At 30.0% G+C, this 26,411-nt stretch carries 32 protein-coding genes; 18 read left to right on the forward strand and 14 right to left on the reverse strand.

The genetic code is table 11. From position 1 onward, the window contains the following. Positions 1–5: 5 nt before the first annotated feature. The 16 genes from hisZ to rsfS all read left to right on the forward strand — a co-directional run bounded on the left by hisZ (position 6) and on the right by rsfS (position 13,621). Entirely contained in the window at positions 6–1,256 is a 1,251-nt protein-coding gene (gene hisZ, locus DWV06_RS11735; RefSeq protein ID WP_115482371.1) for an ATP phosphoribosyltransferase regulatory subunit, read from the forward strand. Positions 1,257–1,270: 14 nt separating this feature from the next. Next, positions 1,271–1,906, forward strand: a complete 636-nt coding sequence (gene hisG / locus DWV06_RS11740; RefSeq protein ID WP_115482372.1) for an ATP phosphoribosyltransferase — start codon at positions 1,271–1,273, stop codon at positions 1,904–1,906. A gap of 18 nt (positions 1,907–1,924) precedes the next feature. Beyond that, a complete protein-coding gene (hisD, locus tag DWV06_RS11745) occupies positions 1,925–3,217 on the forward strand; it encodes a histidinol dehydrogenase (protein WP_115482373.1) in 1,293 nt (430 codons plus the stop codon). 27 nt (positions 3,218–3,244) lie between these two features. Next, positions 3,245–3,832, forward strand: coding sequence for an imidazoleglycerol-phosphate dehydratase HisB (hisB, locus tag DWV06_RS11750; RefSeq protein WP_115482374.1), 588 nt, complete (start codon positions 3,245–3,247; stop codon positions 3,830–3,832). Between the two features lie 17 nt (positions 3,833–3,849). Then, entirely contained in the window at positions 3,850–5,133 is a 1,284-nt protein-coding gene (hisIE, locus tag DWV06_RS11755; protein ID WP_115482375.1) for a bifunctional phosphoribosyl-AMP cyclohydrolase/phosphoribosyl-ATP diphosphatase HisIE, read from the forward strand. A gap of 179 nt (positions 5,134–5,312) precedes the next feature. Next, on the forward strand, positions 5,313–7,172 hold the full coding sequence (locus DWV06_RS11760) for a TIGR03960 family B12-binding radical SAM protein (protein WP_115482376.1): 1,860 nt from the start codon (positions 5,313–5,315) through the stop codon (positions 7,170–7,172). Continuing rightward, a complete protein-coding gene (locus DWV06_RS11765) occupies positions 7,162–7,866 on the forward strand; it encodes a TIGR03936 family radical SAM-associated protein (RefSeq protein ID WP_115482377.1) in 705 nt (234 codons plus the stop codon). The genes DWV06_RS11760 and DWV06_RS11765 overlap by 11 nt, the downstream gene beginning before the upstream one ends. Next, the gene (locus DWV06_RS11770; protein ID WP_235828952.1) at positions 7,859–9,118 is read left to right on the forward strand and encodes a ribonuclease E/G; all 1,260 of its coding nucleotides are present in this window, start codon (positions 7,859–7,861) and stop codon (positions 9,116–9,118) included. The genes DWV06_RS11765 and DWV06_RS11770 overlap by 8 nt, the downstream gene beginning before the upstream one ends. 148 nt (positions 9,119–9,266) lie before the next feature. Next, positions 9,267–9,575 (forward strand): 50S ribosomal protein L21, encoded by a 309-nt coding sequence (gene rplU, locus DWV06_RS11775; protein ID WP_115482378.1) that lies wholly within the window; start codon positions 9,267–9,269, stop codon positions 9,573–9,575. A gap of 18 nt (positions 9,576–9,593) precedes the next feature. Continuing rightward, positions 9,594–9,923 carry a ribosomal-processing cysteine protease Prp gene (locus DWV06_RS11780; protein ID WP_115482379.1) on the forward strand — a complete coding sequence of 110 codons (330 nt, stop codon included), beginning with the start codon at positions 9,594–9,596 and terminating at the stop codon, positions 9,921–9,923. A gap of 3 nt (positions 9,924–9,926) precedes the next feature. Continuing rightward, positions 9,927–10,217: a 50S ribosomal protein L27 gene (gene rpmA / locus DWV06_RS11785; protein WP_115482380.1), complete on the forward strand. Its 291-nt coding sequence runs from the start codon at positions 9,927–9,929 to the stop codon at positions 10,215–10,217. Positions 10,218–10,420: 203 nt separating this feature from the next. After that, positions 10,421–11,707, forward strand: coding sequence for a GTPase ObgE (gene obgE, locus DWV06_RS11790; protein WP_115482381.1), 1,287 nt, complete (start codon positions 10,421–10,423; stop codon positions 11,705–11,707). Between the two features lie 17 nt (positions 11,708–11,724). Further along, complete coding sequence (gene yhbY, locus DWV06_RS11795) at positions 11,725–12,015, forward strand: ribosome assembly RNA-binding protein YhbY (RefSeq protein ID WP_115482382.1); 291 nt, start codon at positions 11,725–11,727, stop codon at positions 12,013–12,015. A 28-nt stretch (positions 12,016–12,043) separates the two neighbouring features. Beyond that, positions 12,044–12,670 (forward strand): nicotinate-nucleotide adenylyltransferase, encoded by a 627-nt coding sequence (gene nadD / locus DWV06_RS11800; protein ID WP_193726019.1) that lies wholly within the window; start codon positions 12,044–12,046, stop codon positions 12,668–12,670. Positions 12,671–12,678: 8 nt separating this feature from the next. Further along, positions 12,679–13,305, forward strand: a complete 627-nt coding sequence (gene yqeK / locus DWV06_RS11805) for a bis(5'-nucleosyl)-tetraphosphatase (symmetrical) YqeK (RefSeq protein WP_115482383.1) — start codon at positions 12,679–12,681, stop codon at positions 13,303–13,305. Next, on the forward strand, positions 13,268–13,621 hold the full coding sequence (gene rsfS / locus DWV06_RS11810) for a ribosome silencing factor (RefSeq protein ID WP_115482384.1): 354 nt from the start codon (positions 13,268–13,270) through the stop codon (positions 13,619–13,621). The genes yqeK and rsfS overlap by 38 nt, the downstream gene beginning before the upstream one ends. A 66-nt stretch (positions 13,622–13,687) precedes the next feature. Here the strand turns inward: rsfS and lexA are convergent, their stop codons facing one another. Beyond that, positions 13,688–14,302 (reverse strand): transcriptional repressor LexA, encoded by a 615-nt coding sequence (lexA, locus tag DWV06_RS11815; protein ID WP_115482385.1) that lies wholly within the window; start codon positions 14,300–14,302, stop codon positions 13,688–13,690. A gap of 186 nt (positions 14,303–14,488) precedes the next feature. On the opposite strand from lexA, the gene DWV06_RS11820 reads away from it, so the two are divergent. Further along, positions 14,489–14,833: a LysM peptidoglycan-binding domain-containing protein gene (locus DWV06_RS11820; protein WP_115482386.1), complete on the forward strand. Its 345-nt coding sequence runs from the start codon at positions 14,489–14,491 to the stop codon at positions 14,831–14,833. A gap of 1 nt (position 14,834) precedes the next feature. Here the strand turns inward: DWV06_RS11820 and DWV06_RS11825 are convergent, their stop codons facing one another. Both DWV06_RS11825 and DWV06_RS11830 read right to left on the reverse strand, forming a co-directional pair. Beyond that, positions 14,835–15,884 (reverse strand): tyrosine-type recombinase/integrase, encoded by a 1,050-nt coding sequence (locus DWV06_RS11825; RefSeq protein ID WP_115482387.1) that lies wholly within the window; start codon positions 15,882–15,884, stop codon positions 14,835–14,837. 27 nt (positions 15,885–15,911) lie between these two features. After that, positions 15,912–16,649, reverse strand: a complete 738-nt coding sequence (locus DWV06_RS11830) for a tRNA 2-thiocytidine biosynthesis TtcA family protein (RefSeq protein ID WP_115482388.1) — start codon at positions 16,647–16,649, stop codon at positions 15,912–15,914. A gap of 154 nt (positions 16,650–16,803) precedes the next feature. On the opposite strand from DWV06_RS11830, the gene dtd reads away from it, so the two are divergent. After that, entirely contained in the window at positions 16,804–17,262 is a 459-nt protein-coding gene (gene dtd / locus DWV06_RS11835; protein ID WP_115482389.1) for a D-aminoacyl-tRNA deacylase, read from the forward strand. A 133-nt stretch (positions 17,263–17,395) separates the two neighbouring features. Here the strand turns inward: dtd and DWV06_RS11840 are convergent, their stop codons facing one another. From DWV06_RS11840 to DWV06_RS11890, 11 genes are all read right to left on the reverse strand, one after another. Beyond that, a complete protein-coding gene (locus tag DWV06_RS11840) occupies positions 17,396–18,028 on the reverse strand; it encodes a cytidylate kinase-like family protein (protein WP_115482390.1) in 633 nt (210 codons plus the stop codon). Between the two features lie 69 nt (positions 18,029–18,097). After that, the gene (locus DWV06_RS11845) at positions 18,098–19,009 is read right to left on the reverse strand and encodes an RluA family pseudouridine synthase (RefSeq protein ID WP_115482391.1); all 912 of its coding nucleotides are present in this window, start codon (positions 19,007–19,009) and stop codon (positions 18,098–18,100) included. Then, the gene (lspA, locus tag DWV06_RS11850; protein WP_115482392.1) at positions 19,002–19,541 is read right to left on the reverse strand and encodes a signal peptidase II; all 540 of its coding nucleotides are present in this window, start codon (positions 19,539–19,541) and stop codon (positions 19,002–19,004) included. The genes DWV06_RS11845 and lspA overlap by 8 nt, the downstream gene beginning before the upstream one ends. Further along, the gene (aroB, locus tag DWV06_RS11855; protein ID WP_115482393.1) at positions 19,534–20,646 is read right to left on the reverse strand and encodes a 3-dehydroquinate synthase; all 1,113 of its coding nucleotides are present in this window, start codon (positions 20,644–20,646) and stop codon (positions 19,534–19,536) included. Before aroB ends, lspA begins: the two co-directional genes overlap by 8 nt. Before the next feature lie 171 nt (positions 20,647–20,817). Then, complete coding sequence (locus tag DWV06_RS11860; RefSeq protein WP_115482394.1) at positions 20,818–21,333, reverse strand: cell division protein SepF; 516 nt, start codon at positions 21,331–21,333, stop codon at positions 20,818–20,820. Positions 21,334–21,343: 10 nt separating this feature from the next. Next, positions 21,344–22,039, reverse strand: coding sequence for a YggS family pyridoxal phosphate-dependent enzyme (locus DWV06_RS11865; RefSeq protein ID WP_115482511.1), 696 nt, complete (start codon positions 22,037–22,039; stop codon positions 21,344–21,346). A 16-nt stretch (positions 22,040–22,055) separates the two neighbouring features. Continuing rightward, positions 22,056–23,432 carry an HlyD family efflux transporter periplasmic adaptor subunit gene (locus DWV06_RS11870; protein WP_115482395.1) on the reverse strand — a complete coding sequence of 459 codons (1,377 nt, stop codon included), beginning with the start codon at positions 23,430–23,432 and terminating at the stop codon, positions 22,056–22,058. 15 nt (positions 23,433–23,447) lie between these two features. Beyond that, complete coding sequence (locus tag DWV06_RS11875; RefSeq protein WP_115482396.1) at positions 23,448–24,401, reverse strand: TIGR01212 family radical SAM protein; 954 nt, start codon at positions 24,399–24,401, stop codon at positions 23,448–23,450. 78 nt (positions 24,402–24,479) lie between these two features. Continuing rightward, the gene (locus DWV06_RS11880; RefSeq protein ID WP_115482397.1) at positions 24,480–24,896 is read right to left on the reverse strand and encodes a twitching motility protein PilT; all 417 of its coding nucleotides are present in this window, start codon (positions 24,894–24,896) and stop codon (positions 24,480–24,482) included. A 146-nt stretch (positions 24,897–25,042) separates the two neighbouring features. Then, entirely contained in the window at positions 25,043–26,029 is a 987-nt protein-coding gene (locus DWV06_RS11885) for a D-alanyl-D-alanine carboxypeptidase family protein (protein ID WP_115482398.1), read from the reverse strand. Further along, positions 26,013–26,408 carry a methylglyoxal synthase gene (locus DWV06_RS11890; RefSeq protein WP_115482399.1) on the reverse strand — a complete coding sequence of 132 codons (396 nt, stop codon included), beginning with the start codon at positions 26,406–26,408 and terminating at the stop codon, positions 26,013–26,015. Before DWV06_RS11890 ends, DWV06_RS11885 begins: the two co-directional genes overlap by 17 nt. Positions 26,409–26,411 lie beyond the last annotated feature (3 nt).

Below are 26,411 nucleotides of genomic sequence, written 5' to 3' on the forward strand. Positions count from 1 at the left end.
AAATTATGAAATTGTTACACACACCAGAAGGTGTTAGAGACATTTATAATGGAGAATGTGAAAAAAAGAATAAATTGCAAGAAAACTTGCACAATACATTGAAGAAGTATGGATATCATCCAATACAAACACCAACTTTTGAATTTTTTGATGTTTTTAATCACGAAGTCGGAACTATCCCTTCAAAAGATTTATTCAAGTTTTTTGATCGTGAGGGAAATACCCTGGTTTTAAGACCAGATATTACCCCTTCTATTGCAAGAGCTGCTTCTAAATATTTTATGGATGAAAAAATTCCAATTCGACTTTCGTATATGGGAAACACGTTTATTAACAATTCTAGTTATCAGGGAAGATTGAAAGAATCAACACAATTAGGTGCTGAACTAATTGGAGATAGTTCCGTTGATGCTGATACAGAAATAATCGTTTTAGTTATCGAATTATTGTTGACTGCAGGATTAAAAGATTTTCAAGTTAGTATAGGACAGGTGGATTTTTTTAAAAGTTTAATTAAGGAAGCTAATTTTGATGAAGAAACGGAAGAAAATTTGCGTGAATATATAACTAATAAAAATATATTTGGAGTAGAAGAAATTTTATCGATACCCGAATTTAGTAGCGAATTAAAGGAAATTTTCTTAAAAATGACCCACTTATTTGGTTCAATAGAGGTCGTATCAGAAGCGAAACGACTTACTACAAACGAAGGAGCAATAAATGCACTTCAAAGACTTGAAAAAATTTATGAAGTACTTAGTTTTTATGGGTTTGAACAATATGTCTCTTTTGACTTAAGTATGTTGAATAGTTATCAATATTATACAGGTGTAATATTTAGAGCATTTACCTTTGGAACCGGTGATGCAGTTGTGAAAGGCGGAAGATATGATCAACTGATGGCGCGTTTTGGAAAAAATTCACCATCCATTGGATTTGCTGTAGTAATTGATCAGTTGATGAATGCATTAGCAAGGCAAAAAATAGATATCCCAATTGAGAAAAATACTACTTTAATTGTTTATACAGAAAATATGAGACAAAATGCCATACATTTAGCTATGAATCTACGTAAAAAAAGTTGTAATGTAGAACTCATTCTTATGGATTATAATAATGAAACTGATATTTATGAAGATTATGCTTTAAAAAATCATATTCAAGAAATTTTGATAATTAATAATAATAAAGTTAAGAAAATTAATATAGAAGAAAAACATATACAAGAATTAACGATGGAAGATTTATTATATTAGAAAGGTGATTAGATATGAGATATTTAACTTTCGCCCTGGGAAAAGGACGTTTAGCCAAAAAGACATTAGAACTCTTTGAACAAATTGGTATCACTTGTGAAGAAATGAAAGAAAAGGATTCTAGAAAGTTAATTTTTGTAAATGAAGAATTAAAATTAAAATTTTTCTTATCAAAAGGTCCGGATGTGCCGACCTATGTAGAATATGGTGCAGCTGATATAGGTATTGTTGGAAAAGATACGTTATTGGAAGAAGGCAGAAAATTATATGAAGTATTAGATCTGGAATTTGGAAACTGTCGTATGTGTGTCTGTGGTCCGGAAACAGCAAAAGATTTGCTGCAGCATCATGAGTTGATTCGAGTTGCTACCAAGTATCCTAACATTGCAAAAGATTACTTTTATAATAAAAAACATCAAACAGTAGAAATTATTAAATTAAATGGATCCATTGAACTAGCGCCTATAGTGGGATTATCAGAAGTAATTGTTGATATAGTAGAAACGGGATCGACCTTACGTGAAAATGGATTAAATGTATTAGAGGAGATATGTCCTCTTTCTGCACGTATGGTAGTGAATCAGGTAAGCATGAGAATGGAAAATGAGAGAATTACCAATTTAATCCACGCATTAAAACAGGTATTATAGAATAGAGGAGTGAAATCTATGAAGACCCTAAAAATTAATCGAGATACCATTCAGAATCTCTTGTCAGATTTGCTGAAAAGAAGCCCAAACAGTTATAAAGAGTATGAAGACGCTGTAGCTGATATAATTAAAAATGTTCAAAATGAAGGAGATAAAGCAGTCTTTGAGTATGCTTATAAATTTGACCAGGCTCAAATAAATAAAAATAATATTAAAGTGTCGGATATGGAAATCAAGGAAGCTTATAATCAAATTGATTCAACATTATTAGAAGTAATTCAAAAAGCAAAAAAAAATATTCGTGAGTTTCATGAAAAGCAACGTCAATATAGTTGGTTTGACAGTAAACCAGATGGTAGTATTCTAGGACAAAAGGTAACTCCAATCAAAACTGCCGGAGTTTATGTACCTGGCGGTAAAGCAGTTTATCCTTCTTCCGTGCTTATGAATGTTATGCCTGCCAAAGTTGCAGGAGTCAAAAAGATAGTAATGACTACTCCTTGTAATAAAGAAGGAAAAATAAATCCTAATACTTTAGTTGCTGCTAAGGAAGCAGGTGTAGATGAAATCTATAAAACCGGAGGAGCACAAGCAATTGCGGCATTAGCTTACGGAACTGAGTCAATTCCAAAAGTTGATAAAATAGTAGGACCCGGAAACATTTATGTAGCCTTAGCCAAAAAAGCAGTTTATGGAAATGTAGGGATAGATTCGATTGCAGGTCCCAGTGAAATCCTTGTACTTGCAGATGAAACTGCGAATCCACGTTATGTTGCTGCCGATTTATTATCACAAGCAGAACATGATGAATTAGCCTCTGCAATCTTAGTTACTACTAGTGAAATTTTAGCGGAACAAGTTAAGAAAGAGATAGGCATATTTTTAAAACAATTATCAAGGAAAACTATATTAGAAAAATCTATAGAAAATTATGGATATATATTGATAGCTGAAAATTTAGATGAAGCAATTCAAGTTACAAATGAGATTGCTTCTGAACATCTTGAAATTGTAACTAAGGATCCATTTCAAGTCATGACGAAAATTGAAAATGCAGGAGCTATTTTCTTAGGAGAATATAGCAGTGAACCACTAGGAGATTATTTTGCAGGACCGAATCATGTATTACCAACGAATGGAACTGCCAAATTTTTTTCACCCTTAAGTGTAGATGATTTTATTAAAAAATCTAGTATTATATCATTCTCTAAAGAATCACTGGAACCGATACATGAAGATATTATTAAATTTGCCGAAGCAGAACAATTAACGGCACATGCGAATTCTATAAAAGTAAGATTTGAAAAATAATAATTATCTTAGAACTGGAGGATACTTATGGAAAGAACCGGACATGTAGTACGAAAAACCAAGGAAACGGAAATAACTTTAACATTAAATTTAGATGGAGCTGGAATTTATCAAATTGATACAGGAATCGGTTTTTTTGATCATATGTTGGAAGGATTTACGAGACATGGCTTATTCGACTTAGATTTAAAAGCAAATGGAGATTTAATAGTTGATAGTCATCATACAATTGAAGATACGGGAATTGTCTTAGGGGAAGCTATTAAAAAAGCGGTTGGAGATAAAAAAGGCATCAAACGTTTTGGAAGTGTGATCCTTCCAATGGATGAGTGTTTAGTTTTGTGTTCTATCGATTTGTCGGGGAGACCTTATTTTGTCTATGATGTTGAATTAACAACTGACCGTGTAGGGTATATGGACACAGAAATGGTCAAAGAGTTCTTTTATTCCATTTCTTATTCAGCCGGTATGAACTTACATTTCAAAATGCTTACACCTGGGAATAATCATCATATGATAGAAGCTATTTTTAAAAGCTTTGCAAAAGCCCTTGATCAGGCAGTTATAATAGATTCGAGAATAGATGATGTTCTTTCTACAAAAGGAACTCTCTAACTAGAAAAGGAGACTTTATGAATTATAAAAAATTAGTTGCATGTATTTATATCTTAAATGGGAAAGCAGTAAAAGGTTTTGAGGCAGGAAAGTTAATTGATGAAAATCCAATAGAACTTGCTCATAATTATAGTGACAATGGGGCAGATGAAATTTTGATTTTCAATTTATCTAATACAGATACTGCGCATGAACAAACGATCAGTATTATTAAACAAATAACTCAAATTGTAGATATTCCGGTTTTATCAGGTGGTCATATTAATAAAATGGAAGATGTAAAGAAATTACTTTATGCAGGATGCTCAAAAGCTATTCTAAATTTTAATAAGCCTGAAAATGTTAAATTGCTGGAAGAGGTGTCCAAGCGTTTCGGTAAAGATAAAATTGCCTGCGCAGTCGATTACTCAGATTTGCTGGAAAGCAAAGAGAATATGTTAATAAATTACGCAAGTGAGATTTTTTTATTTAATATTGAATTATTAGAAGATTTAAAAAAAGATATAACATTACCGGTAATTCCTGTTATGAAATACAACTCTTTGGAGGAAATGAGATTATATTTAAAAAATACGATTGTATCAGGTGTTGCTAATACCAATATGGATAATTTGGGATTAGACTATATGGAATTAAAAAAGAAATTTCAAGAAGATAATATTCCTATGAACATTTTAAAGTCAAAAATTGCATGGACAGATTTCAAACTAAATTCAGATGGAATGATACCGGTTATTGTTCAAGATTACAAAACCGATGAAGTACTGATGCTGGCTTATATGAATGAAGAAGCTTTTCAGAAGACACTCTCATGTGGAAAAATGACATACTGGAGTAGAAGCCGCAATGAATTATGGACGAAAGGAGACACCTCCGGTCACGTACAATATGTGAAGGAATTATTACTTGATTGTGATAATGATACCATTTTAGCAAAAGTATCACAGGTAGGTGTTGCTTGTCACACGGGTAATAAAACTTGTTTTTTCCAAGAAATTATGAAAAAAGAAGGACAGACAGCAAATCCTTTAAAAGTATTTGAAGAAGTATATAAAGTAATACAAGATCGTAAATCAAATCCAAAAGAAGGCTCTTATACAAATTATTTATTTGATAAAGGGATTGATAAAATTCTGAAAAAGCTAGGAGAAGAAGCTACAGAAATAGTTATAGCTGCAAAAAATCCAGATGCTGAAGAAATTAAATACGAAATTTCAGATTTCTTATATCACGCAATGGTTCTTATGGTTGAAAAGGAAATTTCTTGGGAGGACATAACCAAAGAATTAGCAACAAGATAAACTTAAAAGTATCTAATCGCCTAATAATAAAGGAACAGGAGTTAAATAAGCATTTGATGAGCGGATATTCGACGATTGGCTTATGAATTTTCATAATATGCTTTCTCAGATTGACACAATTACATTTATTTTGTAAGATACAATAGATGTGAATCAAATTAAAAGATTGGAAGAGAAAAATGAATAAATTGGCTTTATCAGATGAAATATTATTAACGATTGAAAAACCGGCACGTTACATTGGTAATGAAATAAATATGGCTCGGAAAGATTCAGAAGAAATTGATGTGCGATTTGCAATGTGTTTTCCAGACGTTTATGAAATAGGGATGTCTTATTTAGGAATTCAAATTTTATATGATATGTTTAACCAATGGGAAGGCGTATATTGTGAACGGGTCTATTCTCCATGGGTAGACTTAGACGCTATAATGAGAGAGCAAAACATTCCTTTATTTGCATTAGAATCACAAGATCCCATCAAAAAATTCGATTTTTTGGGAATAACGATTCAATATGAAATGTGTTATACAAATATTTTGCAGATTCTAGATTTGAGTCAGATTCCTATAATGGCAAATGAACGAACAGAAGAGGATCCTATTGTTATCGGAGGAGGACCTTGCACCTATAATCCCGAACCATTAGCAGATTTTTTTGATCTTTTTTATATTGGTGAAGGAGAAACCAGTTATAAGGATTTAATTGAAACTTATCGTAAAATGAAAAAATCAGGTAAGAGCAGAAAAGAATTTTTAATTCAATGTGCTCAAATACCTGGTATTTATGTTCCATCTTTATATGATGTGACGTATCATTCTGATGGAACTATTAAATCATTTGAACCAAATATAGAAAATATTCCAAAACGAGTTATGAAACAAGTAGTAAAAGACGTATCTAAAACTTATTATCCTTCGAAACCCGTAGTACCTTTTATAAAAGTTACACAAGACAGGGTGGTACTTGAGATTATGCGTGGCTGTATACGAGGCTGTCGGTTTTGTCAGGCAGGTATGATATATAGACCAACAAGAGAACGTAATGTAGAATTATTGAAAAAATATGCGTATGAAATGTTAAAAAATACAGGTTATCATGAAATTTCACTTAGCTCATTGAGCTCCAGTGATTATTCAGATTTAGATGAACTATTATTGTATTTAATTGAGGAATTTAAAGGAAAAGGTGTTAATATTTCATTACCTTCCTTAAGAATAGATTCATTTTCATTAGATGTTATGAGTAAAGTACAAGATGTTAGGAAGAGCAGCTTAACGTTTGCACCTGAAGCTGGAACGCAGCGGCTGCGAAATGTAATAAATAAAGGTTTGACAGAAGAAATTATACTAGAAGGAGCAGGACAAGCCTTCGAAGGTGGCTGGACAAAAGTAAAGCTTTATTTTATGCTCGGTCTGCCTACGGAAACGGAAGAGGATATGAGAGGTATTGCTGAATTGTCTGAAAAAATAGCAGAGCGCTATTATCAAATACCTAAAGAAAAAAGAAATGGTAAATGTCAGATAGTAGCAAGCTCTTCTTTCTTTGTACCAAAACCGTTTACACCATTTCAGTGGTTCAGTATGTGTACAAAAGAAGAGTTTTTAAATCGGGCTAAAATAGTAAATAATGCTATGAAAGAACAATTAAATAAAAAAAGTATTAAATATAATTGGCATGAAGCTGATTTGACTGTTTTAGAAGGAGTCTTAGCTCGTGGAGACAGAAAATTAGGGAAAACGATTTTGGAAGCATACAAAAATGGATGTCTCTATGATTCTTGGACTGAGTTTTTTCATAATCAATATTGGATGGATGCTTTCGAAAAAACAGGTCTTGATATCAACTTTTATACGGTAAGACAACGTGATTTCGGAGAATTATTACCATGGGATTTTATTGATATAGGAGTAACAAAAGAGTTTTTAATACGTGAATATAAAAAGGCAGAAGAAGAAATCATAACACCAAATTGTAAAACACAATGTTCTGGATGTGGTGCTAATATTTTTGAAGGAGGTATCTGCAATGAACATTAGAATCAAATTTCGAAAGTACGGCTCCATGAAATTTATAGGACATCTTGATATTATGCGTTATTTTCAAAAAGCAATGCGAAGAGCAGAGATTGATATATGTTATTCTGAAGGTTACAGTCCTCATCAAATCATGTCCTTTGCTGCACCACTAGGTGTAGGAATTACAAGTGATGGTGAATATTTAGATATAGAAGTTCATAGTGTAAGTAATTCAAAAGATTCTATCGAACAATTGAATCAAGTTATGGCAGAGGGCATAGAAGTGACTGAATTTGTAAAACTTCCTGAAAAAGCTCAAAATGCAATGTCAATTGTAGCAGCTGCGGATTATACGGTTAGTTTCCGAAAAGGTTATGAGCTAGATTTTCCTTGGGATGATGATTTCGACTCTTTTATGAAGCAAAATAGTATAAAAATATTAAAAAAAACCAAAAAAAGTGAGAAAGAAGTAGATATTAAGCCGCTGATTTATTCATATCAAATAAATGATGATAAAATTAATTTTCAGTTAGCAGCCGGAAGTGCAAATAATTTAAAACCGGAGCTTATAATGGAAGCATTTGGTAATTATCTAAACTATGAATTTGCAGCATTTACCTTTTGTATCCACCGCAGAGAAATATATGCTAATATAGGTGAAGATGAAAAATTAAGCTTAGTACCGTTAGGTGATTTAGGAGATAACATTGAATAATAAATTAGTAATTACAAAAATGGAAAAATCTACTCAAGAACAGCCCAATAAATTCGGTAATATCTCACGTAAATTTGTTGTTTCTGCTCTTTTTGAAAAATCTGTACTTAAAGAAATAAATTTTGATCCAATTGAAGAAACGGATATATTATCAAATATTTATATAGGGAGAGTAGAAAACATTGTAAAAAATATTCAAGCTGCCTTTATAGAAATTGAAAAAGGATTAAAATGCTATTACTCGTTAGAAGATAATGAAAATCCTATTTTTACTAAAAAAAATGGAAAAAACAATTTAAATATTGGGGATGAACTTTTGGTACAAGTAAGTAAAGAAGCAATAAAGACCAAAGCAGCGGTAGTTTCTTCAAATTTAAATTTCAAAGGTAAATATTTTATACTAACAACTGAAATTCAGAAAATAGGATATTCTAATAAATTAGATAAAAAACAAAAAAGTAAATTACAAAATTTATTGCAAGATTTTAAAATGGATTCTTTCGGCATGATCGTAAGAACAAATGCTCAATCTGCTTCAAAAGAACAATTAGAAATGGAATGGAATCATTTAAAAACTTTATGTAGTGAACTTTTAGAGAAAGCGCCATACCGTACATGCTTTAGTTTACTTTATCAAGCAAATCCTAAATATCTGGAACCTTTAAATAGCTCTTATTGCAATGATATTGATGAAATTATTACGGATGATGAAAATATTTACAGAGAACTTAAAGAGTATTCAAATAAAGAACAGTCATTAATTGAAAAATTAAAATTTTATGACGATAAACTTTTACCACTAGTTAAGTTATATAGTATTGAAAAACATATGGACTCTATTTTAAAAGAAAGAGTTTGGTTAAAATCAGGTGCTTACATTATTATTCAACCTACGGAAGCTTTTGTATCCATTGATGTGAATACAGGTAAATTCGTTGGAAAAAAACGATTACAAGAGACTTTTTTAAAAATAAATTTGGAAGCAGCCGAAGAAATTGCAAAACAGATTCGGCTTAGAAATTTATCTGGAATTTGTGTTATAGATTTCATAGATTTAGAACGAGAAGAAGACAAAAAAGTATTAATGAATTCTTTTAAGAAATATCTTGAACTGGATCCGATTCCAATTCATTTGGTTGGAATGAGTAAACTTAATTTAGTTGAATTGACTAGAAAGAAAATTCGTAAATCAATCTATGAACAAGTAAGCATAAAATGTCCTTTATGTCATGGAAATGGGTACTTATACTAACATCCAGAAAGCACCAATTATTTAAGGGATTTGAGTTGACTAAAATTCTTTTCTATGCTATAATCCATTAGTGTGCCGCTCAATGAGGTTTAAAGATTGTATTGATACAACACCGCAATTGGCGAGTAATGATAATAGGAGGTGCCATATGTACGCAATTATAGCAACAGGTGGTAAACAGTACAAAGTATCCGAAGGAGATATCATTAATATTGAAAAACTTGGTGTTCTAGCTGGTGAAACTGTTACATTTGATCAAGTACTTGCTGTAAACGATGGAAATTTAGTGGTAGGGGAACCTATCGTACCTAACGCAACTGTTACTGCTTCCGTAGTAAAAGAAGGCAGAGGTAAAAAAGTTATTGTTTATAAGTATAAGAGAAAATCTGGATACCATAAGAAAAATGGTCATAGACAGTCATTTACCCAAGTTAAAATTGAGAAAATTAATGGATAATGATTAAGGGAAATTGTTATGATTAAAATAACGATTTACAAAGATCAAGAAACTAAATATAAATCTTTTGAAGTGATAGGACATGCTGGATTTGCTAAAAATGGTAATGATATAGTATGTGCAGGTGTTTCTGCTCTGGTTATTAATGCACTTAATTCCATAGAACAATTAACGACTGACACAATTACAGTTCATACAGATGAAAATAGTGGATTGATTAAATGCGAATTTACCCAGATACCTACGAAAGAAGCTGAAATGTTAGTAGATTCTTTAGTAATAGGTTTGAAGGGGATTCAAAATGATTATAGTAATAAATATATTGAATTAGTATTCAAGGAGGTGTAGAATATGTTGAAAATGAACCTTCAATTTTTCGCTCATAAAAAAGGTGTTGGTTCTACTAAAAATGGTAGAGATTCAGAATCAAAAAGATTAGGTGCGAAAAGAGCAGATGGACAATTTGTTAAAGCTGGAAATATTTTATATAGACAACGTGGAACTAAAATTCATCCAGGTTTAAATGTTGGACGCGGTGGAGATGATACATTGTTTGCATTAGTAGATGGTGTTGTTAGATTTGAAAGAAAAGGAAGAGATAAAAAACAAGCTTCCGTATATCCAGTAGCAAGCAACGAATAAATTATAAAAAGAAATTTTTATGATATATTTCTATGGACTCGATATTCCTTCGAGTCCATTTTTATCATATTATAAGAAATTGCGATATTATTTAGATAATAATCATACTATGCTAAAACAATGTAATAAAAAATATTATTTTAAGGAACTATTAATATATAAACAAATAGAACAAATAGAGATAGAAAGGACGTGGCGAGACTATGTTTGCAGATAGCGCAAAAATTCTTATACGCTCAGGAAAAGGCGGAGATGGCCATGTTAGCTTTTATAGAGAAAAATATATTACAAACGGTGGTCCGGATGGCGGAGATGGCGGAAAAGGTGGAGATGTAATCTTTGTTGTAGATGAAGGACTTAATACATTAGTTGACTTCCGTCATAAAAGAAAATATGTTGCTCAAGATGGTGCTGTAGGCGGTAAAAGAAATAAACATGGTAAAAATGGAGAGGATTTAATTGTTAAAGTACCTGCAGGAACAGTAATTAAAGATCTGGCTACCGGCAAAGTGATTGCTGATATGTCAGGTGATAACACACGCCAAATCATTTTAAAAGGTGGGAGAGGTGGAAAAGGCAATCAGCATTTTGCAACACCAACAATGCAAGCTCCAAAATATGCCAAACCTGGACAAGATTCTATTGAACTTAATGTAATTTTAGAATTAAAAGTAATTGCTGATGTTGGACTAGTAGGATTTCCTAATGTTGGGAAATCAACATTTTTATCAAAGGTAACTAATGCAAGACCTAAAATTGCGAATTATCATTTTACAACTTTAAATCCCAATTTAGGTGTTGTCGATCTTGATGATGGAGCCGGGTTTGTTATAGCTGATATTCCAGGTTTAATTGAAGGTGCTTCTGAAGGAATAGGATTAGGGCATGAATTTTTAAAACATATAGAGAGAACAAAATTAATGATTCACATGGTAGATGCAGCTTCAATAGAAGGAAGAGATCCAATTAATGATATTTATGCAATTAACAAAGAATTAGAAGCTTATAATGAAGAGATCGCCAAAAGACCTCAAGTTATTGCTGCAAATAAGATTGATGCAATATACACAACAGAAGATAATGACCCAATTAAATTATTAAAAGAAGAATTTGAGCCAAAGGGTGTTAGAGTTTTTCCGATTTCAGCAGTTTCAGGAAAAGGTGTAAAAGAATTATTGTATTTCGTTTATGATTTATTAAATCAAATAGATACTGAACCAGTTATATTTGAACAGGAATTTTTCCCGGAAAATCTAGAATCAAAAGACGAACCATATACGGTAGAGAAGCCTCAAGAAGGTATTTACGTTGTTGAAGGTCCCAAAATCGAAAAAATGTTAGGTTATACCAATATTGATTCTGAAAAAGGCTTTTTATTCTTTCAAAATTTCTTAAAAGAAAATGGAATTTTAGAAGTTTTAGAAAAAGCAGGAATACAAGAAGGTGATACTGTCCGTATGTATGGCTTAGAATTTTATTATTATAAATAGTGATATAGGAGTAGATTATGACAAGTAAACAAAGAGCATATTTAAAAAGTCTTGCCAGTACAATGGAACCAATATTTCAAATAGGTAAATCTAGTTTAACTTCTGAAATAACAGAAGCAGTAGCAGAAGCTTTTAATAATAGAGAGTTAGTTAAAATTAATGTTTTAAAAAACTGTATAGATGATCCAAAAGAAATTGCTAATGTACTAGCAGAAAGAACAAAATCACAAGTAGTACAGGTAATAGGTAAAAAGATTATTCTTTATAAAGAATCGAAAGAAAAGAAGAAAACTAATCTTTCAAAATAATTAGCATTTGAGATTTGAGGGACATATTATGATTGAAAAATTTAGTAAAAAAGTTGGGATTATGGGTGGGTCATTTGATCCAATTCATATAGGACATTTGATTTTAGCTGAAAGTGCTTATGAACAATTCGATTTAGAGCAAGTTTTATTTATTCCAACAGGAAATCCACCCCATAAAGATATTTCAATCTTTTCAACGTCAAAACAGCGATTAGAAATGGTATCCTTAGCGATCCAAGATAATTCTCATTTTCAATTATCAACGTTGGAAATGGAAAGAGAAGGTGTTATATATACGTTCAGAACTTTAGAAATAATAAAAAATCAAAATCCGGACACCGATTATTATTTTATCATGGGTGCAGATAGTTTATTTGATTTCGAATCATGGAAGGAACCTTCAAAAATTACTGAATACTGTACTTTATTGGTAGCTACCCGTGAAAATATGGAAAATCAAGCTTTAAAGGATAAAATTCTTTATTTAAAAAATAAATATAAAAGCCGAATACAAATTCTTAACACCCCTAATATAGATATTTCATCCAGGTCAGTACGAGAGAGTGTGAAAAATGGGTCTACAATAAAATATTTTGTTCCCAAAGAAGTAGAAACATATATCAAAAAGAATCATTTATATTTATATAAGGAGTAGCTAAAAAAATGAATTTTAATGATTTATACCAAATTGAGAATCAATTAGAAAAAGATTTAGACACAGAACGATACAAACATACTTTAGGAGTTTCTTATACCGCTGCATCCCTAGCAATGAGATATGATTTTGATATTTATAAAGCCCAATTAGCCGGATTATTACATGATTGTGCAAAATGTATTTCAGACTCCGAAAAAATATTGATTTGCGATCGAGAAAAAATAGTTATCTCTGATTTTGAAAGAGAAAATCCTTTTTTAATACATGCCAAATTAGGTGCTTATTTAGCTTCAACAAAATATGATGTCAAAGACGACGAAATATTGGAGGCAATAACTTACCATACTACAGGAAGACCCAATATGTCAATATTGGAAAAAATTATTTATATTGCTGATTATATTGAACCACAGAGAAATAAATCTCCTAATTTAAAAAAGATACGTAAAATGGCTTTTATTGATATTGATGAATGTCTTTGTATGATATTAGAAGATTGCCTAAAATTTCTAAAAGGAAATGGAAAGCATAATATAGATCCCATGACACAAAAATCATATAATTATTATTTAAAAAAATTAAAGGAGAGAACCAATGAATCTATCAATAGAAATGGCAAAAATTGTTTATAATTCTTTGGATGAAAAAAAAGCTGAAGATATTAAAGTTATAGATATTAGCGAAATTTCAGTAGTAGCAGATTATTTTATTATAGCAAGCGCATCAAATTCTAGTCAGCTTCAAGCATTAGTAGATAATGTAGAAGAATCTTTAGATAAGGCAGGTTACTTACCAAAACAAATCGAAGGAAGAAATAGTGGAAGTTGGATTTTATTAGATTATTTAGATATTATAATTCATATATTTTCCAAAGAGGATCGTTTGTTTTATGATTTAGAAAGAATCTGGAGAGACGGAAAAGAAATATCTGTTGAAGAATTAAAATAAAATTTGTAGTGTAACTATAATTATGATACTCCATCATCAAATTACTGAGATGATGGAGTATTATTTTTAAAATAATCGGAACACCCCAAATACCTTTCCTAAAATCTCTACATCATTAACGATAATAGGTTCCATAGAATCGTTTTCAGGTTGTAAACGATAAAATCCTTCTTCTTTATAAAAAGTCTTTACGGTAGCTGAATCATCCACTAAAGCAACTACAATATCCCCGTTTTTGGCAATCGATTGCTTTTTAACAAGTACTTTATCACCATCAAAGATACCAACGTTTATCATACTATCACCTTTGACAATTAACATAAAACTTTCTTCTTGAGGCATATACTCAGTAGGTATTGGAAAATAATTTTCTATCTGCTCAACCGCTAATATTGGATTTCCAGCGGCGACGGTGCCTACAATTGGTACATTTACAATTTCCCTCCTTACCAGATTAAAATTATCATCTATAATTTCTATAGCTCTTGGTTTCGTAGGATCTCTTCTAATATAACCATTTTTTTCAAGGGTTTCTAAATGAGAATGAACAGAGGAGGTGGATTTTAAATTTACAGCTTCACAAATTTCTCGAACTGCAGGTGGATATCCTTTATTTAGTATTTCTTTTTTTATGTATTCTAAAATTTCCTTCTGCTTTCCACTTATATTTCTATTTGACATACGATACCTCCAAAATTTCTATAATAATCATAATAACATAAATATAGACAAAAAGCAAACAGATATTCCGAAAGTTTGTTCGATTTTTTTTGAATCATCCTATTGACAAACAAATGTTCTGCTTGTATAATAAAAACATAGAACACGTGTTCTTGCTTAAATAGAAATTATTTTAGGAGGTTACTTATGAAAAATATTAAGTTAAAAAATATGAAACATTCAAATAAATTCAAATTGCATATATTGATATTAAGTGTTATTATGATTTCCAGTTTAGTACTTGGGTGTAATTTTATTAGTTCAAGTTCAACAATGAATAAACATTCAAATTCTAACCGTAAGTATTATACATCAATAATGATTAAAAATGGTGATACACTATGGGCAATTGCGAATAATTACTATGACTATAATAATGAAGTAACTAATATTAATGAATATATTAAAGAAATTAAATTAGTTAATGGCTTGTCAGATGAACATATAAATTCCGGTGAATACCTAACTTTACCATATTATATTAAAAACTAATTTATTTTTCACGTAATTTTACTTTGGTAGCTGCCATTCTACGTCGTTCATCTTCAATTGCAGCATAATGCTTTTTAGTGGTATTTACATCCTTGTGTCCTAAAACATCAGCTACTAAATAAATGTCACCGGTTTCGTGATACAAATTAGTTCCATAAGTACTTCTCAATTTATGTGGAGAAATATTCTTTAAGCTGGTTACTAGTTTTGAATATTTCTTAACTAGATTTTCGACAGAACGAACGTTGATTCTTTTGTTTTGCATGGATAGGAAGAGGGCATTTTGACTTCCTTCCTTTGCTTCAATCATAAGTCTTTCATCTAGATAATTCCTTAAAGCTTCTTCAACTTCTTCCCCAAAATATATTGCTACTTCATTTCCACCTTTTCTGCGTATTTTAATACCATTATTTTTAAAATCTACATCTTCAATATCAATACCAACACATTCTGATACACGGATACCTGTACCTAATAGAAGAGTAATAATTGCCAAATCTCTACGTTGTGTACGTTTATGATAAGTTTTTTGCTTCTCAGTTAAAAGTTCTCCTGTTTCAACCTCATCTAAAAGTCTTGCAACTTCATCTATATCTAATCTAACTATATTTTTTTGGTGTAATTTAGGCATAGAAACAAGCACCGCAGGATTCTTTACAATAAGCTCTTTTTTAAAATAGTAGTTATAAAAACTCCTTAATGTAGCTAATTTCCTCATTTTACCTCTTTCATCATTAGAATGTTCATAACCATCTTTTTTATAATATTTTAAATAAGATAAATATTCTTCGATATCCATTGGTGTAATTTTATCTAAGATATTAATCGGAATCTCATTCATCTGCATCTTTTTGCAACTAGAATTCGTTTCCTGTAGAAAGTTGAAAAACAGACGCAAATCATAAGCATAAGCTAACTTAGTTCTTGCTGAAGTCGTATGTTCAATTCCAATAAAAAATTCTTTGCAAAAAGATGGAAGAGTACGAATGACATTTCTTAATTTTAATTCATTTTCACGGATCTGTTGTTCATGATAATTTAAGTTTTTCATATATTTCACCCCATTTTCTGATAGTAACTAAATTCTTTTTGTTAAAATCCTTTGAGGCCACCCCTGAAGATTTCCATTTAAAATTGCTGTAAACATTCTTTCCTTAGCTCCTGGATGCTCATCGCTTAATTGTTTTACTAAATTTTTTGCATATTCCCTTTTCGTATATCCATCAGCAGGACAAGGGTTCTTAACAATAGGTAGGTTATACTTATTTTTAAAACCAATAACGTCTGATTCAGAGACAAAAAGCATAGGACGAATCAATGTTAAATCCATTCTGTCTAAATAAGTAACAGGTGAAAAAGAGTGTAATCTACCCTCAAAGATAAATGAAAGAAATAGTGTTTCAATTACATCATCTTTATGATGAGCATATGCAATCTTATTGCAATTTAACTCCTTTGCCTTTTCGTTAAAAGAGCCTTTCCTCATTTTTGCACAAAGTGAACATGGATTTGATTCTTTTCTTTCTTCAAAAATGATTTTTGCAATTTCTGTGTCAATTATAGTGTAAGAGACATTCAAATCTCTACACAAACTTTCGATTTCAGACATATCCACGCCGTCAAATCCAATATTTACCGAAATTGCTTCAATTTCAAATTTTTTCGGATAAAATCTTCTTAAATTACTTAAAGCGTACAATAAAGTTAAACTATCTTTGCCTCCGGAAATACCTACGGCTATTCTATCTCCATCTTGAATCATTTGATATTCGTCAATTGCTTTCCTTGTTTGACTTAGTAATTGTTGTAATTTCATTTCAATTCCTCACAATGTTTCGTTTTATAATACTTAAACATTATACTATAATATCGAAGAAGTTACAAATAACCTAACATTGAATTATATATAATAATCTGCTAAAATTAGTTTGTTTAATGTTGCTATATAACTTAAAGAAAGGAACAAAATTATGAAGTTTGTTATACAAAGAGTAAATAGAGCAGAAGTATCGGTAGAAAATAAGATTATTGGTAAAATACAAAAAGGATTACTTGTATTTATTGGTATATCAAATCATGATACTAAAGAAATAGCTGATAAAATGTTAAGAAAATTAATTCAATTACGCATTTTTGAAGATAATAATGGGAAGACCAATTTATCAATAGAAGATATTGATGGGCATTTGCTTTTAGTATCTCAATTTACACTTTATGCAAATTGTAAAAAAGGAAATAGACCTTCTTTTATTGATGCAGGTTCTCCATCGTTAGCATCTGAATTATACAATTACCTAATTGAAAAAGCAATGATCCAAATTCCCTATGTAGGTACAGGTGAATTTGGTGCTGATATGAAAATAAATTTAGAAAACGACGGACCTTTTACCATAATATTAGATTCTCATGAAATATGTTTACATAAGTAGATTATGTAAACAATATGAAGATTTTAACATCATACATTTCGTTAAAGTTGTGTTTTGCGAATAGTTATAAATATAATAATAAGTCAAGATTTTATATCTCGACTTATTATCAATAATTAATAAATCATTTTCTCTATAATTGCTTCTCCATTATATTAATATAATCTTGAATTAATTGAATTGTACCATCTATCCCAACAACACTGCTATCAATAGATAATTTGTAGCCTTTGGCTTCGCCCCATTTTTTATTTGAATAATAATTATAATAACTAGAACGACGTTTATCGGTTTTATGAATAACTTCTTTGGCTTTATCTTCAGATAAATTCAAAAGCTTAGAAATACGTTCAATACGACAATTAATATCTGCATGAATAAATATACTAACACAATTCTTATATTCAGCTAATGCATAATCTGCACAACGCCCAACAATTACGCACGGACCTTGATCTGCAATTTTTTTGATTGTTTCAAATTGTGCTAAAAAAACTTTGTGATTAATTGGCATATCTAAAAACGATGCTGAAGAATAACCTCCTACTAAATATGTATCCATAACTAAAGAATAAAGAAAACTGTTGGTTGGTTTTTCGTCATAATTATTGAAAATATCTTCACACAAACCACTTTCTTTGGCTGCCAACTGTAGTAAATCTCTGTCATAACATTTGATACCATATGCTTCTGCTAATTTCGTACCAATTTCTCTTCCACCGCTACCATATTGTCTTCCGATAGTAATAATTGTATTCATATCCATTCGCTCCCTTCAGTTATAAATTATTAAGTTAATATTATTATAAATGAAATCATTTGAAATGTATACTTATTATTCGAAAGATAGCAATAGTTTTTCGAAATATTCTGGTAATGGTGCTTCAAATTCCATATACTTATTGGTTCGAGGATGGATAAATCCTATTGTCATAGCATGCAAGGTTTGACCTAATAATTTTGTGTTCTTCCGAGTATGTCCATAAAGTTGATCACCCAATAAAGGGTGTTGAATACTTGCCATGTGAACTCTAATTTGATGAGTTCTTCCAGTTTCTAGTTGACATTCAATATAGGTCGTATCTTTAAATCGTTTTATTATTTTATAATGTGTTACCGCATGTTTTCCATTTTTTTCATTTACCGCCATTTTTTTTCGATCAATTGGATGTCTTCCGATAGGAGCATCTATAACACCTTCATCTTCTTTTATAACTCCGTATACTATAGCTCTATATTTTCTAGTAATGGTATGTTCTTTAAGTTGCGCTGCTATTGAATTATGTGAAAAATCATTTTTACATACAATTAAGGCGCCCGTTGTATCCATATCTATTCGATGTACAATTCCAGGACGTAAAACTCCATTAATACCGGATAAATCATTTTTACAGTGAAACAGTACAGCATTTACTAACGTTTTTGTATAGTGTCCTGCAGATGGATGTACTACCATTCCTTTCGGTTTGTTAACTATTAAAAGATCTTGATCTTCATATAATATATCAAGTGAAATATCTTCAGGTAAAATCTCAGGCTCTTGATTATCTGGAACTTGTATTACAATTAGATCATTTGCATTTAATTTATAATTTGATTTTACAATTTTATCATTAACTGATACATTAGAATCTTTAATGAGCTTTTGAATATATGCTCTTGAATAATCTGACATCTCATTGCTCAAATATTTGTCGATTCTATAACCATTACTTTTTTCATCAACCTGAAAAGAATATTTATTCATTTTCTTTTTTCAATCCCTTCTTTCCAAGTTGAAATATGGAATTTAATTCTTCTTCTTTATATACAAAAAGAAATAAAAATATTAATAATCCGGCAGCAATTGTAACATAACAATCAGCAACATTAAAAATAGGAAAATTTATTAATTCAAAATAAAAAAAATCAACTACATAGTTATAAGAAACGCGGTCAATCATATTTCCAATTGCACCTGAAACAAAAAGAATCATAACAAATCTTAATAAATTATAATGTCTACTTTTTGGGACTCTTAAATATATGAAAAAAATAAATGATAATATTACAATAGTTATAATTACGAAAAACATTTTTTTCCCTTGCATGATTCCAAAAGCAGCTCCTCTATTTTCTAAATAGGTCAATTGAAAAATGTTTTTAATTAAAATAATTGGATTTTCTTTTAAATATAAAATTGCCAGACGTTTTGTATATTGATCTATTGTAATTAATACAAAAGAAATTAGAATTCCAAATAGTCCATAAAATAAGTTTGTATTTTTAAGTTTATTCATTATTATCTCCTATCAAAACATAGTTAATTGCTTCTAACAATTCTTTGTCAGTAATAGTATGATCAATAAAAGCATTTCCAATATCTTTTAATAATACAAATTTAATATGGCCTGACTCCATTTTTTTATCCAGTTTCGTGGTTTCTAGAACATGTTTTGAATTTAAATCAGGATATTTTATGCTAATTGGTAGTTTGAAATTTATTAGATTGCTTTTTATATAATTAAATTCTTCTTCTTTAATATAACCTTTTTTATAAGAAATATATGCTGCACTTACGATTCCTACAGAAACACATTCTCCATGTAATAAAGAAAAATTAGTTAATTTTTCAATAGAATGCCCCACTGTATGTCCTAAGTTTAAAAGTGCTCTCTCACCTTTTTCTTTCGGATCATTCTCTACAACTACTCTTTTTATATCACAACTATGACAAATCATTTCTTTTAAAATATCAATATTTCTGTTTTGAATTTCGTTCATATTCTGTATAAGCCATTCAAAAAAGATCTTGTCTTTTATTAAACCATGTTTATAAATTTCAGCAATTCCTGAATGATATTGTTTATCATCTAAAGAATTTAAAGTAGATAGATTCATGTAAACTAACTTGGGCTGATAGAATGCCCCCACCATGTTTTTATAACATTCAAAATCTACGCCTGTTTTTCCGCCAATACTACTATCTACTTGTGAAAGCAATGTAGTTGGTAATTGTACAAAATCAATTCCACGCAAATAGGTAGCAGCGGCAAAACCCGTCAAATCTCCTACGACTCCTCCACCTAATGCTAATAACATGTCTTTACGATCAAATTTGTTTAAAATAAGATGTTCATACAGTCTTTGAACCGTTGCAATATTTTTACTTTCTTCACCTGCTTGAAATGAAAAAACAGATACCATAGAAGAAATTTCTTTAAGAAGTTCTTGAAGTTCTTTTGCATACAGTTTTTCTACATTAGAATCGGTAACGATACAAAGCTTTTTGTTTTGAACATTAAGTAATTTCAATTCATCTATTAAATTTTGATATGATTCTCTAAAAACAATATCATAAATCGGCTCATTGTCATAATGGACAACTAGTCGCTCATTTTTCATAATTTTATATCCTCCTATAAAGCATTTCTAATAGTCTTAAGAACCAAACATAAAGAGCATCCGTAAAGTTTGAACTTGACCGATGCTCTCCTGTGCGACAAAGTGTCTAAAACTTCCTTAAGTTTAAGCTGAGAGTAAATATGAGAGATAGACACTTTGTTATAAATAAAATTAAAATTCTGCTGAAATAGGCGGAACTTCAAAAGCACCATTTAATATATCTTGAAAATCTCCGGATATATCTACATATGCTGGTGTTATAATAAAAATATAATTTGATATCTTTTGCAAGTTACCATTAATTGCAAAGCATGAACCCGAAGTGAAATCAATTACTCTCTGGGCTATTTCGACATCTAATCCCTCTAAATTAAGTACGACGGTACGGTTTGTCAATAATATTTCAGTAATCTCTCTCGAATCTTCTACAGTTGTAGGTTTAACAACACAAACTTCCATTCCACCTGCTTGTTTTTTTGATTGTCTCATTGGGGTCACCTTTGATGTAGCTTTCGATGAACGAAGTTTTTGTTTTTCATCATATTCATCAAACTCATCTTTCTTAAAATGTTTCTTTTTTGCCTTCTCTTCTATTTCGTAATCGTCATATTCATCATAATCGTCATACTCATCATCATAATCATCATTTAACTTCATAACATTTAAAAATTTATCCAATACGCTCATTTTTAATCTCCTATCCTTTATTATAATCTCTTTCTCCAAAAATTCCTGTCCCTACTCTTACCATAGTAGCACCTTCTTCGATAGCTACTTGATAATCTCCTGTCATTCCCATCGAAAGAATTTTCATATCTACATTATCAATGTTTTTGTTTTTTATGTCAACAGCTAATTTTTTTAATTCCTTAAAAACTTCTCTATTATCTTCAGGATTCGTAACATATGGTGCAATAGTCATTAACCCTTTAACTTTTATTTGGGGCAATTGAGAAATTTCTTGAACTAATTCAATACAAGTTTCAAGGGTCGTCCCAAATTTACTATCCTCTTTTGCAACATTTACTTCAATCAAAATTGAAACTATTACTTGTTTTTTAAGAGCTTCTTTATTGATTTCCTGTGCTAACTTTAAAGAATCGACGGAATGAATTAAATCAACTTTATCAACTATATATTTTACCTTATTTCTTTGTAAATGTCCAATCATATGCCATCTAATATCTTTTGGTAAGACTTCATATTTATCCATTATCTCTTGTACTTTATTTTCACCAAAACATCTGATACCAGCATCATAAGCTTCTTGCAACATTTCGACCGGTTTTGTTTTACTTACAGCAATCAAGGTGACTTCATCCGGGTTCCGGCTGCTTTTTGAACATGCTTCAAAGATTCTTTCATGAACAGTTTTTAGGTTTTCTGTTACCACTTTGCAATCACTCCTTTTATTGAATAATATCATCCTCATTTATTGAATCACTATCTAATGCAATGTGATCATATAAAGCCAGACCATAATCAGTTCCTGATTTTATGATACAATATTCTTCATTCTGATACAAAATTTCAATTCGTTTAAACATTGCATATCCTTTATTGATATTATAAACACCTATTAAAGATTCTTTTTTACCTAATTGATATCGTTCATTAGAATCTGGTTTAATAATTGTATCACCGGTATTAAAACATGATGTATCGACATAACAAACTTTATCATCAGAATAATATAATGTAGTAGGGGTGAATTTGACGGCAGATTTTTGCTCTTCATCCAGTTTTTCAACAATAAAACCTGGTTTTTTACTATTTCCCCCATGTGTTACATAATCTGACGGAATTATATAAAATTCTTTTTTTGTAATTGAAGAAGCAGGTATTTTTAAGCCTTCATCATCATTAATTTGAAGCTCAACATCAATATAACGCTCTGAAGCGAATCTTACTAAGGAATTTGTAAATGATAGTTTGGCCAATTTTTTTCCATCTTTTTCGAAAATGTTGAATCCAGCCCAAGTTGTAGAATCGTCCTTTAAAAATTTCACTTCTATATTTTCAGTATCTTCTAATTTTTTTGCTAAAGCTTCATCGATTTCAATAATTAGATTCCAATTTTCACTTGATACTAATTTATAGATAATATCTCCAGCTTTTACAGTGTTAGATTTATGATTTATCTTTCTATAATTTGTATCGTTTAAATATGAATACTGAAAATTGTCTTGTGAAACATTTTCATATCCATCTGTTGAAAATAAAATCATTCCGGCTGCAGGTGCTTTATAAGTTTGCATATTTAGATTACTATCATTTTCATTCATTTTTTCTAATGCATTTAAATTTATACTGGAAATCAGGCTCTCTTCAATATCATATTTAAAATCATAAACATCAGTAAAATCCATTTTATTAAAAGTATAGCTAAAATCAGTTATACTTTTATGAATTTCTGTAAGTTCTTTTTTGTCTAAAATATCAGAATTACCATCAGTTGATTTAAGTAGATCAGATAGATTACCAGTTGAATTTATAGAATATATAAAAGATGAACATCCAACCTTTTCACACTCTCTCGCATAATATGTAATGTTTCCAGAATCCTGAGCTGTTACAATATTTTCTTCTTTTATGGCAAAACCATGATACTTATAATTCGTAGCAAGCTTTCCTTTATTAACTTCATAAACAGATATATGCTTAGAGAAAAAATATAAAGTTACTGAGATTATAATATATATAAATATAATACTAAAAATAATCAGACCAATATTTAAATGTACTGGTTTTTTATATTTTCTAATCTTACGATTTCTTCTTGTCAAAACATCACCTCAAATTTATTTATAATCTAATTTATCTAAGGCGGCTCTTGCTAAATCTTGGTAAGCTATTCCTTGATAACTTTTGCGCTTTATCATACTATCCAAAAACTCATCTCTAAGTTTCCACCAGCTAGTCCCCCAATTTGAAAAGACAGCATCTTTTTGTGGAACCCTACTGAACAAACGTTCAATTATTATGTCAGGTCTTATATTTTCAATAAAAAGTACTAATCTCTCTAAATATTCTTGTTTTGAACATAAAGATATTGTACCATTTTCAAATTCATAACACAACCGTGTATTCTTAGGAATATATAAGGAATGTATTTTTACTATCTGAATGGGAAGTACTGATAATACATTAGCTGTTTCTAGTGTATCACGTATTGTATCATTAGGAAGATTTAATATGACATGTACACAAATTGGAAATGAATATGAACTTATTTTTAAAACACTAGATAAAAATGCTGCTAATCCATGTCCACGATTAATATAATCTAAGGTATGATAATTAATAGTCTGCAACCCTAATTCAAATGTAATTTCTATATGATACTCATTTTTAATATCCCTTAAAAAATTCAAATATTTTTCCTCTATACAATCCGGTCTTGTAGCGATAGATATTTCTACAATATCTTCTGAGCTTAGAGCTTCCAAAATATAATCTTTAAACTTTTTAAAAGGTATAAAAGTATTTGTATAATTTTGAAAATAGGCTATAAATTTATTTGCATGATATCTACGTTGAATTTTATGTTTGTTATCTTCCAATTGCTGTAACACAGTTTTTGTATTTTCATGAGCTTCAAATCCTGTTCCTAATTCTGAACAAAAACTGCATCCATATGAATCAATTCTATTAGGACATGATATTGGTAAATTTATAGGCAATTTATAAACTTTTTCACCATATTTATTTTGTAAAAATGTAGAGTATGTATTATATATATAATTAGATTTCATATTTTCTCCTTATTGCCATAAAAACCATGAACAAGGTGTCTCATATATTTTGAGACACCTTGTATTTTTTATTTATTATTAGAGAGATATAATAATATTTTGCTTTAAGTCTTCAGAAATTTCATTTTCATTTAGTGAAACACTTAAAACAAATTTAATATGATATTTTTCTCCTATATTGCTCAATTTATGTATGGTCGATTCCAAATTATTGCATATACATGCTATTTCTAAAAAACTATCTAAATAAACTTGTTCTAAATCATGATCCTGTGAAATGATTCCACTAATAAATCCGACAAATTCGTCACTATTATTGATTGGATAATCCTTAACATTAATTAACCTAACCTTATTACATAATTCATACATATGTTTTGTATTTTTGTCTAAGTAGACAATATTACCAGAGGCGGATTTTATCTCCGTATTAACTTTTTCGAGTAAGTGCTTTGTTTTACCTTTTCCTTTCTCGCCAACAATTAACTGTATCATCGCAATCTCCTCCTTTATTTTTTGCACAAATCCACCAACACACAAACAATTTGCACAAAAAATATTATTCTAATACAGTAATTATAGTATATTTGAACAAGAAATACAACTGATATTTAAATAATTTATAGAATCTTTCGATTTTCTTAATTTATATTTCGTAGTAAATCACTCATACCTGCATATAAAAGTGTCTTTCCATCTGCTTTTAAAATAATTGATATATATTGCTCATGATTTGTATTCTCACTTAGTAAAACCAAACAAGAACCTGCATCAAAAGTCGTTCCTGTTTTTCCGCCAATAACATTAGCTCCATCAGGCTCTTCTTCAACTCCGGTAATATAACGATTGGTTGCGCTCCAGGTAGTAGTAGTCGCTTTACCATTGGCATCTGTATAATTTGCAGTATATTCATTTGTATTAATGATTTTTATAAACTCATCATTTTTAATAACTTCTTTAAAAATTAAATATAAGTCATATACTGTTGTATAATGTTGATCATCATGTAATCCGTGGGGATTAACAAAATGACTATTTGTTGCTCCTAAGCTTTTTGCTTCTTTATTCATTAAAGCTGCAAACTCTTCTACACTTCCAGACATATGTTCTGCGATAGCATTTCCGGCATCATTTCCAGAACAAATTAATAAACCATAAAGTGCCTGTTCCAATGTTATTTTATCACCTGCACTAAAATGACAGGAGGAAGCATCTGAAGGTAAGTCAACTGCTTCGTTACTTACTGTAATCTCATCTGCTAAATTTCCGTATTTTAATGCAACCAAAGCTGTTAATATCTTTGTTGTACTAGCCGGATATAATTTGGTATGACAATTTTTAGAATACAAAACATTTTTTCTTTTTAAATCAAAAAGTCCTGCTCCTGCTGAATCTGCTATATTAATATTTTCTAATGTAATATTATCTGTTCCTACAACACATAAATCATTTGCAAATGTAGTGATTTTAGATGAACCATTTACCCTTATTAAACCATATTCGTCAGATGTATCATAAACATCATACTTAAACGGATATTCAGTTTTTTTTCCACAACTACTTAAAGTTGTTAATATAAATCCAATAACTGCTAAAATTATTATTTTTCTTTTATTTATACATTTCACGCCACTCTAAGTCTCCTCTATCAAGAGATTTAATTAACAATTCTGCCGTAGCAAGATTTGTTGCTAATGGAATATTATGTGTATCACATAATTTCACAACATTGTTTACATCAGGTTCGTGAGATTTGGGAGATAGTGGGTCTCTTAAAAAAATCATCAAATCAATTTGATTGTGTTCAATCTGAGCACCTAGTTGTTGCTCTCCACCTAAGTGACCTGCCAAATATTTATAAATTGACAGATTAGTTACCTCTTCAATGAGTCTACCTGTTGTACCTGTTGCATACAAATCATTTTTACATAAAATTCCTCTGTATGCAATACAAAAGTTCTGCATTAATTTTTTCTTTGCATCATGTGCGATTAATCCTATGTTCATTCT

The sequence above is a fragment of the Anaerosacchariphilus polymeriproducens genome (assembly GCF_003363435.1).
Taxonomy (GTDB): domain Bacteria; phylum Bacillota; class Clostridia; order Lachnospirales; family Lachnospiraceae; genus Anaerosacchariphilus; species Anaerosacchariphilus polymeriproducens.

What these genes read in the sequence shown, in the direction of transcription:
- hisZ (WP_115482371.1), top strand. Translation starts at nt 6, where the DNA reads ATGAAATTGTTACACACACCAGAAGGTGTTAGAGACATTTATAATGGA.
- hisG (WP_115482372.1), top strand. Translation starts at nt 1,271, where the DNA reads ATGAGATATTTAACTTTCGCCCTGGGAAAAGGACGTTTAGCCAAAAAG.
- hisD (WP_115482373.1), top strand. Translation starts at nt 1,925, where the DNA reads ATGAAGACCCTAAAAATTAATCGAGATACCATTCAGAATCTCTTGTCA.
- hisB (WP_115482374.1), top strand. Translation starts at nt 3,245, where the DNA reads ATGGAAAGAACCGGACATGTAGTACGAAAAACCAAGGAAACGGAAATA.
- hisIE (WP_115482375.1), top strand. Translation starts at nt 3,850, where the DNA reads ATGAATTATAAAAAATTAGTTGCATGTATTTATATCTTAAATGGGAAA.
- DWV06_RS11760 (WP_115482376.1), top strand. Translation starts at nt 5,313, where the DNA reads ATGAATAAATTGGCTTTATCAGATGAAATATTATTAACGATTGAAAAA.
- DWV06_RS11765 (WP_115482377.1), top strand. Translation starts at nt 7,162, where the DNA reads ATGAACATTAGAATCAAATTTCGAAAGTACGGCTCCATGAAATTTATA.
- rplU (WP_115482378.1), top strand. Translation starts at nt 9,267, where the DNA reads ATGTACGCAATTATAGCAACAGGTGGTAAACAGTACAAAGTATCCGAA.
- DWV06_RS11780 (WP_115482379.1), top strand. Translation starts at nt 9,594, where the DNA reads ATGATTAAAATAACGATTTACAAAGATCAAGAAACTAAATATAAATCT.
- rpmA (WP_115482380.1), top strand. Translation starts at nt 9,927, where the DNA reads ATGTTGAAAATGAACCTTCAATTTTTCGCTCATAAAAAAGGTGTTGGT.
- obgE (WP_115482381.1), top strand. Translation starts at nt 10,421, where the DNA reads ATGTTTGCAGATAGCGCAAAAATTCTTATACGCTCAGGAAAAGGCGGA.
- yhbY (WP_115482382.1), top strand. Translation starts at nt 11,725, where the DNA reads ATGACAAGTAAACAAAGAGCATATTTAAAAAGTCTTGCCAGTACAATG.
- nadD (WP_193726019.1), top strand. Translation starts at nt 12,044, where the DNA reads ATGATTGAAAAATTTAGTAAAAAAGTTGGGATTATGGGTGGGTCATTT.
- yqeK (WP_115482383.1), top strand. Translation starts at nt 12,679, where the DNA reads ATGAATTTTAATGATTTATACCAAATTGAGAATCAATTAGAAAAAGAT.
- rsfS (WP_115482384.1), top strand. Translation starts at nt 13,268, where the DNA reads ATGAATCTATCAATAGAAATGGCAAAAATTGTTTATAATTCTTTGGAT.
- lexA (WP_115482385.1), bottom strand. Translation starts at nt 14,302, where the DNA reads ATGTCAAATAGAAATATAAGTGGAAAGCAGAAGGAAATTTTAGAATAC.
- DWV06_RS11820 (WP_115482386.1), top strand. Translation starts at nt 14,489, where the DNA reads ATGAAAAATATTAAGTTAAAAAATATGAAACATTCAAATAAATTCAAA.
- DWV06_RS11825 (WP_115482387.1), bottom strand. Translation starts at nt 15,884, where the DNA reads ATGAAAAACTTAAATTATCATGAACAACAGATCCGTGAAAATGAATTA.
- DWV06_RS11830 (WP_115482388.1), bottom strand. Translation starts at nt 16,649, where the DNA reads ATGAAATTACAACAATTACTAAGTCAAACAAGGAAAGCAATTGACGAA.
- dtd (WP_115482389.1), top strand. Translation starts at nt 16,804, where the DNA reads ATGAAGTTTGTTATACAAAGAGTAAATAGAGCAGAAGTATCGGTAGAA.
- DWV06_RS11840 (WP_115482390.1), bottom strand. Translation starts at nt 18,028, where the DNA reads ATGGATATGAATACAATTATTACTATCGGAAGACAATATGGTAGCGGT.
- DWV06_RS11845 (WP_115482391.1), bottom strand. Translation starts at nt 19,009, where the DNA reads ATGAATAAATATTCTTTTCAGGTTGATGAAAAAAGTAATGGTTATAGA.
- lspA (WP_115482392.1), bottom strand. Translation starts at nt 19,541, where the DNA reads ATGAATAAACTTAAAAATACAAACTTATTTTATGGACTATTTGGAATT.
- aroB (WP_115482393.1), bottom strand. Translation starts at nt 20,646, where the DNA reads ATGAAAAATGAGCGACTAGTTGTCCATTATGACAATGAGCCGATTTAT.
- DWV06_RS11860 (WP_115482394.1), bottom strand. Translation starts at nt 21,333, where the DNA reads ATGAGCGTATTGGATAAATTTTTAAATGTTATGAAGTTAAATGATGAT.
- DWV06_RS11875 (WP_115482396.1), bottom strand. Translation starts at nt 24,401, where the DNA reads ATGAAATCTAATTATATATATAATACATACTCTACATTTTTACAAAAT.
- DWV06_RS11880 (WP_115482397.1), bottom strand. Translation starts at nt 24,896, where the DNA reads ATGATACAGTTAATTGTTGGCGAGAAAGGAAAAGGTAAAACAAAGCAC.
- DWV06_RS11890 (WP_115482399.1), bottom strand. Translation starts at nt 26,408, where the DNA reads ATGAACATAGGATTAATCGCACATGATGCAAAGAAAAAATTAATGCAG.